12 protein-coding genes and 1 pseudogene are annotated in these 13,131 nt (G+C 40.9%); 6 read left to right on the top strand and 7 right to left on the bottom strand.

Translation table 11 applies throughout. From position 1 onward, the window contains the following. Positions 1–368: 368 nt before the first annotated feature. Entirely contained in the window at positions 369–2,594 is a 2,226-nt protein-coding gene (locus V7O67_RS12245; protein WP_406658034.1) for an NADP-dependent isocitrate dehydrogenase, read from the top strand. A gap of 208 nt (positions 2,595–2,802) precedes the next feature. Then, positions 2,803–3,057, top strand: a pseudogene (locus tag V7O67_RS12250) (isocitrate/isopropylmalate family dehydrogenase); the annotation flags it as partial. A gap of 157 nt (positions 3,058–3,214) precedes the next feature. On the opposite strand, the gene V7O67_RS12255 reads toward V7O67_RS12250, so the two are convergent. Then, the gene (locus V7O67_RS12255; RefSeq protein WP_342304572.1) at positions 3,215–3,973 is read right to left on the bottom strand and encodes a sulfite exporter TauE/SafE family protein; all 759 of its coding nucleotides are present in this window, start codon (positions 3,971–3,973) and stop codon (positions 3,215–3,217) included. Between the two features lie 153 nt (positions 3,974–4,126). Beyond that, positions 4,127–4,726 (bottom strand): FmdE family protein, encoded by a 600-nt coding sequence (locus V7O67_RS12260; protein ID WP_342304571.1) that lies wholly within the window; start codon positions 4,724–4,726, stop codon positions 4,127–4,129. A 429-nt stretch (positions 4,727–5,155) separates the two neighbouring features. On the opposite strand from V7O67_RS12260, the gene V7O67_RS12265 reads away from it, so the two are divergent. Then, positions 5,156–5,350 carry a YegP family protein gene (locus tag V7O67_RS12265; RefSeq protein WP_342304570.1) on the top strand — a complete coding sequence of 65 codons (195 nt, stop codon included), beginning with the start codon at positions 5,156–5,158 and terminating at the stop codon, positions 5,348–5,350. Between the two features lie 93 nt (positions 5,351–5,443). On the opposite strand, the gene V7O67_RS12270 is transcribed toward V7O67_RS12265, so the two are convergent. Continuing rightward, entirely contained in the window at positions 5,444–6,799 is a 1,356-nt protein-coding gene (locus tag V7O67_RS12270) for an isopropylmalate synthase (RefSeq protein WP_406670111.1), read from the bottom strand. Between the two features lie 263 nt (positions 6,800–7,062). Between V7O67_RS12270 and V7O67_RS12275 the strand changes: the two genes are divergently transcribed. Next, positions 7,063–7,566 (top strand): amino acid-binding protein, encoded by a 504-nt coding sequence (locus V7O67_RS12275; protein ID WP_406671479.1) that lies wholly within the window; start codon positions 7,063–7,065, stop codon positions 7,564–7,566. A 16-nt stretch (positions 7,567–7,582) separates the two neighbouring features. Here the strand turns inward: V7O67_RS12275 and V7O67_RS12280 are convergent, their stop codons facing one another. Continuing rightward, positions 7,583–8,791 carry an NAD(P)/FAD-dependent oxidoreductase gene (locus V7O67_RS12280; RefSeq protein ID WP_406670112.1) on the bottom strand — a complete coding sequence of 403 codons (1,209 nt, stop codon included), beginning with the start codon at positions 8,789–8,791 and terminating at the stop codon, positions 7,583–7,585. 1 nt (position 8,792) lies between these two features. Beyond that, a complete protein-coding gene (locus V7O67_RS12285) occupies positions 8,793–9,506 on the bottom strand; it encodes an HAD family hydrolase (protein WP_342304567.1) in 714 nt (237 codons plus the stop codon). Positions 9,507–9,657: 151 nt separating this feature from the next. On the opposite strand from V7O67_RS12285, the gene V7O67_RS12290 reads away from it, so the two are divergent. Beyond that, positions 9,658–9,801, top strand: coding sequence for a hypothetical protein (locus V7O67_RS12290; protein WP_342304566.1), 144 nt, complete (start codon positions 9,658–9,660; stop codon positions 9,799–9,801). A 64-nt stretch (positions 9,802–9,865) separates the two neighbouring features. On the opposite strand, the gene V7O67_RS12295 is transcribed toward V7O67_RS12290, so the two are convergent. Further along, positions 9,866–10,735, bottom strand: coding sequence for a winged helix-turn-helix domain-containing protein (locus V7O67_RS12295; protein WP_342304565.1), 870 nt, complete (start codon positions 10,733–10,735; stop codon positions 9,866–9,868). Positions 10,736–10,926: 191 nt separating this feature from the next. On the opposite strand from V7O67_RS12295, the gene V7O67_RS12300 reads away from it, so the two are divergent. Next, on the top strand, positions 10,927–12,096 hold the full coding sequence (locus V7O67_RS12300) for a hypothetical protein (RefSeq protein ID WP_342304564.1): 1,170 nt from the start codon (positions 10,927–10,929) through the stop codon (positions 12,094–12,096). Between the two features lie 75 nt (positions 12,097–12,171). Here the strand turns inward: V7O67_RS12300 and V7O67_RS12305 are convergent, their stop codons facing one another. After that, complete coding sequence (locus tag V7O67_RS12305) at positions 12,172–13,119, bottom strand: acetylxylan esterase (RefSeq protein WP_342304563.1); 948 nt, start codon at positions 13,117–13,119, stop codon at positions 12,172–12,174. Positions 13,120–13,131 lie beyond the last annotated feature (12 nt).

The raw sequence follows: 13,131 nt of genomic DNA on the forward strand, positions 1-13,131 counted from the left end.
TCCCTGCTGGGTATGACATATATATGATGTAGTCGTTAATAAAGCAATTTGCCCTTCATGATTATACAATTTATTGGAAAGTGAGAATATGAGTAAAGCAGCAGCAGTTATTAAAGGCTACGGAGTTGCCCCGGATCTTGTAGAGGCAATGCTCAAAGTAGCAAACTTCAGGGATATATATAACGTGAAAAAAGTGTACGCTTAATTTTGAAGAAGTCCAAATTTTGTCCCCTCGCACAATACTTCGGGGATATAGTTAATACTGAAAAAAGGAACTCTTAAAAAATTATTTGTTTTCTGTCAAATTACATTTCGTTAAAAAACGTATTGATTTTGAGCAATATTAATTTACAGAGAAAAGGATTGACATGGCACAGAAATCGACAATCATTTATACGAAAACCGATGAAGCTCCGGCTTTGGCAACCAGTTCGTTCCTGCCTATTGTACAGGCTTATGTGAAAAACGCCGGAATCACTATGGAAACGAGGGATATCTCCCTGGCTGGAAGAATCATTGCCCAGTTTCCCGAAAGACTGACAGAGGACCAGAAGATTTCCGATGCCCTTTCCGAATTGGGAAAGATGGTCTTAACTCCGGAAGCCAACATTATCAAACTACCCAATATCAGCGCTTCAGTTCCCCAGATCAAAGCGACAGTCGCAGAACTCCAGGCTCAGGGATATGATCTGCCCGATTATCCCGAAGATCCTTCTAATGATGAAGAAAAGGCGATCAAAGCGAAATTCGATATTGCCAAGGGCAGTGCTGTTAACCCTGTATTGAGAGAAGGGAATTCTGACCGCAGAGTTCCTAAAGCTGTAAAAAATTATGCGAAAAAACATCCCCATTACATGGGAGAATGGAAGTCCGATTCCAAATCCCATGTAGCCAGCATGACCGGCGGAGATTTTTATGGCAGTGAGAAATCTGTTGAAATTGAAGAGGCTACCAATTTCAGAATTATCTTTACAGATGATGCTGGTAATAAAACACTATTAAAAGACAAAGCCTCTCTTCAGACTGGAGAAATCATTGATGCAGCTGTTATGAGCAAAAAAGCGCTTCAGGCATTTCTGGCTGAACAGATAGAAGATGCCAAGGCTCAAGATGTCTTATTCTCCGTTCATTTGAAAGCGACAATGATGAAAGTTTCTGACCCTATTATTTTCGGTCATGTTGTTAAGGTCTTCTTTAAAGAGATATTTGATAAATATGGTGATCTGCTTTCAGAATTTGGTGTAGATCCCAACCAGGGGCTTGGAGATCTCTATACAAAAATCCAGAATCTGCCTGAAGACAAACAGGCTGAAATCAAAGCAGATATAGAAGCTGTGTATGCTAAGAGACCGGCATTGGCTATGGTTAACTCCGATAAGGGAATTACCAATCTCCATGTTCCCAGCGATGTTATCATCGACGCTTCCATGCCTGCAGCAATCCGCTCATCAGGTGGCATGTGGGGACCAGACGGGAAACTGAAAGATATGAAAGCCATAATTCCAGACCGCTCTTATTCGGGAGTGTATCAGGAAACTATTGAGTTCTGTCAAAAACACGGTGCCTTTGATCCATCAAAAATGGGAAGCGTTTCCAATGTGGGGCTTATGGCGCAAAAAGCTGAAGAATATGGCTCACATGACAAGACCTTTGAGATGACTGGTACAGGAAAAGTCCAGGTTATCGATGACAACAATAATGTACTCATTGAACAGCCGGTAGAGGAAGGAGATATCTTCCGCATGTGTCAGGTGAAAGACGCACCCGTTCAGGACTGGATCAAACTGGCCGTGAGAAGAGCCAAAGCGACAGGCAATCCTGCAGTCTTCTGGCTCGATGAGAAAAGAGCTCACGATTCACAGCTCATTAAAAAAGTGAACAAATACTTGAAAGATCATGATACTGATGGCCTGGAACTATTGATCAAAGCTCCCGTTGAAGCGACCAGGTTTTCATTGGAGAGAATTAAAGAAGGCAAAGATACAATCTCTGTGACTGGAAATGTTTTGAGAGATTATCTGACAGACCTCTTTCCTATTTTGGAAGTAGGAACCAGTGCGAAAATGCTATCAATCGTTCCTCTAATGAATGGTGGTGGGCTTTTCGAGACAGGTGCCGGCGGTTCGGCACCCAAACACGTACAGCAATTTGAATCGGAAGGTCACCTGCGTTGGGATTCCCTGGGAGAATTCCTGGCCTTAGCTGTTTCTCTGGAGCATCTGGGCAACAGTTTTGACAATCCTAAAGCTCTGGTTTTAGCAGAAACATTGGATGAAGCGACAGAGCTGGTCCTGGAAAACAGAAAATCACCTTCCCGAAAAGTGAATGAGATTGATACCAGGGGATCTCATTTTTATCTGGCAATGTATTGGGCTCTGGCTCTGGCTGATCAGGAGAAAGATAGTGAATTAAAAGCGATTTTTGAACCTGTAGCTAAAGCTCTGATGGAAAATGAAGAGAAGATTGCCAATGAGTTGTTAGAAGCTCAGGGCAAAGCTATGGATATCAAAGGATACTATGCTCCAGATGAGGAGTTGAAATCCCATGCCATGAGACCTAGTGCGACTTTGAATGGGATTATCGATTCAATTTAATTTTATTGTGGAAACAAAAAGAAAGCCCCGGTTTCGGCCGGGGTTTTTTAGTATCTAAATAATCAATGTGATTAGGGAGCTAAGGCTTTCGCTTCTGCTTAGGTTGGAAAGACAGATGCGTCTTCTATCATGAAATCGTCAGTTTTCGTGATGTGGATTCCGTCAAAGAACGTTTCCGTATAACTGCAGGAGTTCTCTGTCCATAAATGCAATGTTCGAACCAGCACACGGTTCAGCACCAAAATATGCAGGTCAGGACAAGGTCAACCCTGTTGCAACAATCCTTGCAGGCGCATGGATGCTTGATTATCTTGGTGAGAAAGAGCAGTCAAAAGCAATCTTCGCAGCAACCGAGAAGGTCATCTCCGAAGGCAAGTATGTAACCTATGACATCGGCGGTAACGCAAAACTGAGCGAAATGACCGATGCAATTGCAAAGTACGTCGAAGCTGAGATGAAGTGATTCATCTCAGCTATTTTTTTTATTTCACCTAGGAATATTCACTTTTTTGATTATTGGATAGTTGGTCTTTTTAGTTTTTCATTTGTGCTATAGTTTATGAATTTTGTATCATCCATAGGTGAATAATACACGAAAATCCTATGCTACCCACACAAAATCATATCAATCCATAAACGATTTTGATGGCCATTATCCACAAAACCACACCAAACATCTGTTTGATTGTTTCTGATTTCATTTTGCTGTGCATTAAATAAGAACCGACCTGTCCTCCTAGAAATGCAGCTATAGCTGTATATATCATGAGATTCATGTCCAGATGTCCTGTGGTCAGATGACCAAAGAACCCTGAGAAAGAGGAGAACAATACAATGAAAGCTGATGTGGCAGAAGCACGTTTTGTTTCATAACCAATTGCTATTAAAATGGGGACAATGAATATACCTCCACCTACTCCAAGAAGTCCTGCAGTAACACCAATTGCAAAACCAAATGAAATACCAATGGCGAAGCTTTTTCTTTTATTGATAGAAGTGGCTGATAATTGAGCATCTGCATTTTTTTTTCCAGAGAATAACATGCGTGCTCCGGCAAAAATCAACACAGTACTGAGTATCCACAATAATGTTTCAATGGTGATAAACTTAGTAAAATAAGCGCCAATTGGTGCTCCTATAGTAGAAGCTAATATAAAAGGAGCTGCCATTTGCAAGTCTATCATTTTTTTCCTGTAATACGTGATTGCTGCTGAACTGGCAGTTATACCATTGAGAAGCAATGCTGTAGGTATTGCTATAAGCATATCAATACCAAGCCAGTAAAATAGGGGCACATATACCAAGGAACCACCTAGGCCAAGCATTGAAAATATAACAGCTAAAAAAAAGACAATAACGGCAATTACAATAATATCCATATGATCAATTCCAGACTTTACATCAGTATATTATGTTAAAATGGTAGGTGCAATTGCACCTACAGCTTATACACTTTTTCCAAACATGGCTATCAGACTATTTTGCCGTCGAACATACGTAAATATTTTGCGATTGCCATTTATTTGTATTTTTTATTTGTCAGCACAGGGTTTACAAAGTGTTTTGCCATTAACATCCTGCAATTTATGAGTAAATGTACGTTCACCACATTCCTCACACAATGCTGTATCAAAAACCCCTTTTTTCTTTTCAAACTGATAATCAAAAACAGGGCCAATAACTAAGAAGTTTTCTTCAGGTATGGTTAGTATTTTGTTAATCAATGGCTCAGCAATCTCAGCATCAATGTTCTGTGGCGGTACACCTATTTTTCTCTGTTCAACAAACGGAGATTTTAGCATGTTTCCAAAGAATTCAGGCTTTATATATGCTCTGACTGCCTTTTGATTAATGGTATCGATGAGTGTAAAAGCCATTTTACCATGGTAAGTCTTCTCAATATTGCTTTTCCCATAAGTACAACTAGTGATAGTCATAAGGCCATCAACAAAACACCCAGCTGCATGATCATTTCCTGTCTCTGCGATCATGAAAAGCTCTTTATCCTTTGATCTGTCAACGCCAAGTACGTTCATAGCAGCAGCTCCGGCTCTCATTCCAAGCGGCATAGCAGGACACCTGTGGCCGTGAAAATTAAATCCTGTTTCAAGATAGTCATTTACATTAATCATTTTAATATCCTCTTTTTGCTTTTGATTCACCAAGTTTTTCCATAGCTGTCCAAGCAAGTCTCAATCCAAATGACGATCCTGGACAACGGTATCCGTGGGATTCGAATTCAAGTTCGAACATTTCATCTTTACCATATTTAATATCTCCAGAAACTCATTTGCACGGTATTGGATTATGCCTACAAAACCAATAATATATAATTGATGAGTCTATATTTAAAGGTAACGGTTTCAATAATATTTGAAATACAATGATGCTCAATATGTGCTTTCGTAAAAAATAAACTTTTTACAAGCACGTCAAATCGATTTTTCGGACAAAGCGCATAAAGTCACAAACTTTTTTTATAGATACCTCTAATGTTTATTGGGGGAGAATATTGTTAGTGTATATTTTCCCGATTTTGTACTAAAGGAGAAAGTGATAAAATGCCAAAATTCGAAGTGTTCACAGACAAGATTGGAAAATACAGGTTCAGACTAAAAGCTCCAAACGGAGAAGTAATCGCAGTGGGCCAGGCATATTCAAACAAAGCCAGTTGTATGCATGGGATAGAATCAGTAAAAAAGAATGCCCCTGTGGTGGATATAATTGAGATCAAGGATCCGGAAGGAACCGAGTAAACTCTTTTTTGATAGTAAAATAATTGTATGGTGGAAATCTCCACCATATCTATAAGTTACAAACACAATTGCTTGTGCTTGTATGATTTCTTTTTAGTCTACAATATCATGCATACGAGCTTTCGTATTACCGAGGGTGTCCGTTTCAGGCTCATTGTCACCGTTCTCATCATCCTCATCGTTGCGGTGCATGTCCTTTCTGACCATTGGATTGAACATGAAGTATTTTTTGACATAGCCGAGTATTTCTTCATCGGAGATGCATGAAACCCTTTTGTCTTCGTTGTAGAGCTTCTGGATATCGGATTGGATGGAACGAAGACGCTTGTCATTCTTTTCCACTTCTATGTTTACGTCCATCAGCTCATTGAGAGTCTCCTGCACTTTGAATCTTAAAACCTCGATACCGGATGAATCTCCAACCAGGAAGTTCCTTTTTCCACCTACTGTCTCAGGTGGGTAGGGCTCATAGGTAAAGGGGTTCTTGATAACGCCTGCAGTGTGGATTCCTGACTCATGGGCAAATACATTGTTACCCACAACAGACTTATTCCTTGGTATTCTGATGCCGATCTCCTTTTCCATAAATCTGGAGAACTCCGCAATGCAATCAAGATTATATTTGTCGAATCCTTCAACACGCCTTTTCAGGAACAGAAGCAATTTTTCCATCTCCGCGTTGCCTGATCTCTCTCCGATCCCCAGGAAAGTTACGTTTGACCAGTCGGCTCCATGCCAGTACCCTGCAAGGGAATTGGGAACCGCAAGACCAAAATCGTCGTGGCAATGAGTTTCGATGTGCTTCACATTCAGCTCTTCTTTCAGATGCCTTACAATAGTCGGTATTCCATATGGCTCATCTACACGTGTGAAAGGTACTCCGTAACCTATAGTGTCACATATGCGTATTGTACAGTCGGGATCGATGTCAATTATTTTCTTGATGAGCGGGAAGACAAAATTATAGTTGTCAGCACGGGTCATGTCCTCGATATGTGCTCTTGTCCTCAGGCCGTGGTCTACAGCATATTGTAGTGCATTGAGATATTTCTCTTCCGCTGCCTCCCGGCTTGGAAGTCCCATCTTATCAAAGATGTGTGGATCGGATACGGACATCAGAACTCCTGTCTCTTCAATTCCGTCGATGTCCAGAACCATATCTATATCTGCAGGATTTGCACGAGCCCAGCCTGTGATCTCCGGGAACTCATATCCCATGTCCTGCATGGTCTTAATGGCTTTTCTGTCCCTTTCATTGTAGACAAATGATTCCAGTTTTTCAATGCCTATTCTGTGCAGATATTCATATATCTTCACTTTGTGATGGGTTCTCACAACGATTCCTGGCATTTGAGAGCCATCACGTATAGTACTGTCACTGATAGACACTTCCTGCCCATATGGCAATCTGATTTTCGGAAGGTCATCGTAGTCCCTGTATGTTTTCATTAAATGCCTCCTTTGGTGTAAATCGTAAAGATCCCGGAGTTTATGATAAATTGTAGAAATGAGCTAATATCAATATTCTAAAATCACATCAAAAAGTGATTTTACTCCGGATTATTATCTCTATTGAAAGATGAATTGCAGACTATCATAAACGACCTCATACTTAAAATGTCTTTTCTTTAGGAATTTTTGTATGTTTAATTAGTCTGCACCGCATAAACTTAACCGTAAATCTTTATAATTTAAATGATTACATGGTTAATATGTGGAGCACATTACTCAGTAAGTTCGAAAAATACCCCGCCCAGCAAAAGGTATTAAAGATCCTTTTTGAACGTGGTTTCCAGGTGAATGATGAAGGAAAGGTTATATCAGGTGCAATTGAAATTGCTCATACCCAGCTTGCAAAGGAAGCGGGTGTTGACCGACGGGTTGTAGATTCAACAACAGAGGCGATACTTTCCGATGAGTTGTTAAGGAAGATATTCCAGAATGTAAAGTCAGTTCCTTTCTTGCGTGATGTTGCTCCGTTGCTTGGTCTCGGTGTAATCATAATTACGCCTGATGATGCTGTCCATAAAGGGATTATTTCCGAAGTATCTGCTGTTATAGCATGTCATAATATCAGCATCAGGCAGGCAGTTTCAGATGATCCCTTCTTTATAACGGAACCCCGCCTGACAATAGTCACTGACACAAAAGTCCCAGGCAGCATTGTTGAAGAACTCCTTGAACTTGAATCTGTCAGAGGTGTGAGCATTTACTAAGCTGAGTGCTTTTCATTCAAAGAACAGCTTTTGCAAATGCACGGAATACCTTAAACATATGCACCGATCTTGAAGGGTGCAGCATTTTCTTTATGACGATTGAGGGATGGTCCATGTCTCCATAGGTAGTAATAGTGTCAAGTATGGGTGGCTTGTTCATTGAAGCAATGAGTTCATCCATCTCGCTATCTCCCAGTCCTCCCATAAAGCTATGAATCTTCATACCCATGGTGAGTTCCTTTCCAATTTTTGCTCTCCACCTGCGGTCATACTCGGAAAGTCGTTGCGCTGAATTGTCCTCTTCAAGCGCAGCCCTGGCAGCAACCTCGCCTGCTATCTTAGCACATGCAGCACCGGTATATATACCTCCACCTGACGTTGGCTTAACTTGTCCTGCAGCATCTCCTACAATCAGCGTACCTTCTGAATAGGTTTTTTCCAGAGGGCCGAGAGGGATTCCTCCGATTACAAGGTCAAGTTTCCCTCTGCCATATCTTGAGGCAATGTGAGAGTTATTTGTCAACAGGTTATCTAGTAGCTGCTTTGCCACCGTAGCATTTTTGTGTCTGGGGTCAATTGCCATTCCTATGCGTGATATATTCTCGTCCACAGGAACCGCCCATGCAAAGAAACCAGGTGCCTGTGAGCCCACGAATAATTCTACAAAATCAGTATCATCTGAACAGTAAGGCACTTCTGTCTGTATCCCTGACAATACTTTAGTAACATTTCCAAGTCCAGCCATCTTTGCAACCTTGCTGCGAACACCGTCTGCGCCGATGACCACTTTTGTTTTAATGGTTTCAAGCTGCCCATTTCTGACTATTGACACCCTTTGTTCTCCGTCTGCTTTTTCGACAGCATTGACCCTTGAGTTCAGCCAGAGGTCAACATCTTCTTCAAGTGCCATTGCAGCTAAGCGGCGGTCGAATATCTTTCTGGAAACAACGTATGCCTTCGTCTTTTTACCATCTATGGGGAGGCATGATCCGTTCATTGGATGCACAAAGGCACCTCTTACGGAATTAAATACAAAATCCTCCGATGGTTTTATGTCACATTCACTGACTGCCCTTGTACTTAGGAGTCCTGTACATCCAACGGGGCTTCCTATAAATGGGTGGTCTTCAACCATCAGAGTTCGTGCACCATTCATTGCGGCATATCTTGCAGCCGTAGAGCCAATGGGTCCGGCTCCGACGACAACAACGTCATATTCTGTCATATTAATACTTGTTCCAATTTTGAATTATAGTGGGCAGGTCCCTGAACTTATTGATCACATGGTCTGGTATTTCTTCTACAAGCTGGCTATCGACTGAAGGATTACAGTCGCCATATATTGCGTGGACTGCCAGCATTCCAAGCTGTTTTGAAGGCCCAATGTCCCGCATGAGGCTGTCTCCTACAAAAAGTGTCTCGTGAGCCTCAAGTCCCATTGAATCTAATGCATACATGAAAGGTTTATGTGACGGTTTCTTCCATCCTGTCATATCAAAGGTAAAAAGTGAATCAAAACATCCGCATAAGCCAACTTTTTTAAGTCTCTTACTTGCATTTCTGTTGTCGGCATCTGTGAGTATACCTATATTCAGCTCCATGCTTTTCAGGTCGATCATTGTCTTTTTCACATCCGGATAAAGTTCAATGCTGCTGATCTTCTCTCTCTCGTATATAGTGCAGCATTCATGAAACCTCTCCAGAGAGTATACTTTGTATTCTACAAGATAATCGCTGATGTTCTCAATGTCTTCGAAGCCATGTTTTTCTCTTCGAAAATAAGATAATAGTTCATGAGGGTCGCCTGTTCCAATGTACTCTATAATGGCCGTACAGGCAGCTACTTTAGCTTTCACAAAATCAAAAAGTGTATTATCCATATCAAAAATGACACCTTTTATCTTTTTGTCTTTCATGCCTTCATCCTGTCTTTGAAACATTGTGGTACTCTATCTATCTAAAATAATGCAACATTCATATATCACATATTCGTTTAGCCAGAGCTCTGATTAAAAAAAAGTTTATATATTATTTATTAGTATACTATACTATCTATTTAATTAATGGTATTTTGAGCAATGAGGGTAAATAATGGTTACAGAACTACGAACGATGCAGAAAGATGATACTGATATACACTTGCAGATGTCAATAATTGATGAGTCATCCTCTCTTCAAAAAGAAGAGGATGGATTTTATTCATCATGTGGGCAGGCTTTCATACGTATACGGTAAAGCAGTAACATTAAAAGATTACATGTCCAGTTCTTTTGGATGACTGCAGCCAGTTCATCCATTTTTAAATTTTAATTGAAACTCCTTCCTGTTCTATCAGTCTATCTGACCTGTCTCTGTAATGGCTGAAAAGCCTCTCACCCCATAAGACTGCTGAAAGCTCGGAACTTATGATACTTGAATTATCGTATCTTCCTTCATTGTCAAGAAGTGCCAGTGATAAGAACTTGTCAGTTACAATGATGGTCGGAGGTTTCATACTTCCTTTATAAATAAATATTTTCGACCTTTGGTCTTTGAAAAGATTCTCTATCTCTTTCTCATATTCCTCTTTCAACGAGATAAAAATTGAATTCCCGTTCTGAAGAATGCTGATATTTGGTTGTATCTCTCCCTTGATGGTTTTGTAGACTTCTTCAGTCATTATCAGATCAAGTTTTTTTCCACTTTCCATGAATTCAGAAAATATAATTAGTTGTGCTGGATGATATACAGAAACAAAAGCCATGATCCTGTGCGAACCATCCATTCTTTTTAGCATCTCTTCCTGTTGTTCAAATATATTTGGAAGGGTTGGCTCACTAATTTCACACTGCCCAAGTTCACCTATCCTATAGAGTAACTCTTTTGGTATAGGACTAAGGTCATGTTCCAGCCAATAGTTCCTGTGCTCTTCATGGATTTTCAGGGTCCTCATGAAGTGTTCCATATTCTCGACAACGATCTCTCCCATAGTAGTAAGGGTACAACTACCTTTATTGTAGATTATCAGGTCCCATTCAACAAGTCTCTTTATCTGTGGTATCATGGACTTCCATGGGAAATCAAAAGCTGCCTTTATGTCCTCCGAATTCTTCGTACCATCTTTCAGGAACAGCAACAATTCCTTTCTTTTTTCAGAAAGGAACAACGTGTCAAGTAAAGAAGATTGCATAAAACCCCATTTTACTTTGCCTTTAAACACATATATAATCATTGGAAATATGTTTAGTATTCTTGTAGCTTTCTACTTTTCCAAGAGCATTAGAATATCCATTCATCTGTTGCCATATCCCTATGGTTTTGGCTATATGGAATCGAGTACAAAATATATATAAGGAGGGGAACTCAGGGAGGAATCTTCTTATGAAATACATTAGAACAATGGCATTAGTTGTAGCTGTATTCATAACAGCATCTACTTTGTTAATAGCAGTGTCATCGGCTGCTGATGGTCCTTATATGAGTGTCAAGGACCTATCTGTTAAATCTGTGGAAACAAGTTCACAAAAACATGAGGTTTTGATGATCAAAGTTGCCACTCCGCAATCTATCGAGATATCAGTGGGCGATACGGTAACCTGGAGGAATCTGCAGAGACCCAAATTTCCGATTGTGCTTATAAGTGACGAAGGACTTTGGGATGACCAGACCATCTACTACGGTAAGATATTCTCCTATGCTTTTGAAGAGCCTGGTACTTACACATTCAGCGCAATGGACAATCCTGCAATAAGCGGAACAGTTGTGGTCAACGAAAAAAGAATGTCATCTGTGGTCGATACTTCTGCCGATGAGCGTATGATGGTACCTGGTCCGGAAGCTGTAATGGGGGACCGGACCGGGGCAGTCAGTCCGATGAGACTGGATAGGGAACAGGCAATGTCTCATGGCAATGACTTCCTTATTGTTCGTGTAGCAACACCAACGGCGTTGGAGGCCTATGTAGGAGAGACCGTCACATGGAAAAATTTGCAGAGACCTAAGTTTCCTATTGTGCTTGTAAGTGAAGAAGGACTGTGGGATGACCAGACCATCTACTACGGTAAGACATTCTCCTACACTTTTGAAGAGAGCGGCACATACACATTCCATGCTCAGGATAAGCCAGCAATAACAGGAACTGTCGTGGTTATAGAAAAGGGAATGACATCGGTAGTTGATACTCCTGTCAATGGTGGTATGATGGCACCAGGTCCAGAAGCTATGATGGGAGAAGAGGTCGGTGAACCTGTTCGTTCAATGGAACAGGAGCGTGAGCAGGTCAGGGAACAAATAGTGGATCATAGCACTGAGTTTCTTATAATTCGCATAGCAACTCCCGGCTCCGTGGAGGTTGATGCAGGAGAAACTGTTACCTGGAGAAATCTACAGAGACCTAAGCTTCCTGTCGTGCTTGTAAGTGATGATGGTTTGTGGGAAGACCAGACTATCTACTACGGTAAGATATTCACTTACACCTTTGAAGAGCCTGGTATTTACACATTCAGTGTGGCAAACAATGCTGCAATAAAAGGTATCATAGTTGTAAAATAAATAAATAAATAAATAAATAAATAAATAGACAGATGGGAAATAATTTCCCATTTTTATTTTCGAATTTTGTTGAAGTTATAGGAATATGAGTTCAAGTTCCGCTTCAATCCCCTGATCCATCAGTGTGCTGTATCCGTGGGTACTGCCATTAATGCTATGGAGTGCCTTTGGTTCCTGTGCTTTGCTAAAACTGCGTTGTGCCAGTTCATAAGGTATAATGCTGTCGTTGAGGGAGTGGAACATGACAAACCTGCGTTGTACAATTTTATCCAGATAGTTGTCAGGGTCTATAGACCTGTAGAAAAGATATGCGTCCTTGTCTGTGTTCTCATCAACAACAATAACGTCTGTGTCATATCCGCTTGTGCTGATAGCCACAACACCCTTAATTTCAGGGCTGATTGCAGTTGCAATTATGGCAAACCTTCCACCATTACTAAGTCCAAACATTGCAATATTTTCGCCATTGACTTCCGTCTGGTCGCCAATGACATCTGCAGCCATTAATGCATCATGTACCATCATATATTCCACAGGTTCTTCACCATCTATGAACAGTCCAAAGTCTGCCTGTGGGTCTATTCCACCAAGATTCCTCTGGTCAATAGTGATGGAGGCATATCCTAATTCAGAGAGCAATTCAGGAACAGCGGTTTGTTGTTCTTTGGATACACCAGCACCGGGAAGAACCACAATACCTGGTACACTTGTGCCGGACTCAGGTGTCCGTATCAGTCCTTCAATATCAGAGTTCCTGCTTTTGAATGTGACCTCTTTAACAGAGTCATTGTTATCTGTCGTTGTGACATTGCCTACACTGTATTGCATATCTTCAATTTGCGAGTAAGAAAGAATACCTTCGTCCGAAACAGACCACTTAGCCTGATCATCGGAACTGGCCATTATTCCGATAACACCTGCTATCATAAGCAAAACTCCCAGAACAAGTGGCAGCATTTTGATGTTCATTTTCTGCTTTTCAGGTGTCTTTCTTTTTCCTTTGGTAGTATGCTTTTGACTCATATGATCGCCGAT

Source organism: Methanolobus sp. ZRKC4 (assembly GCF_045291305.1).
GTDB lineage: Archaea > Halobacteriota > Methanosarcinia > Methanosarcinales > Methanosarcinaceae > Methanolobus.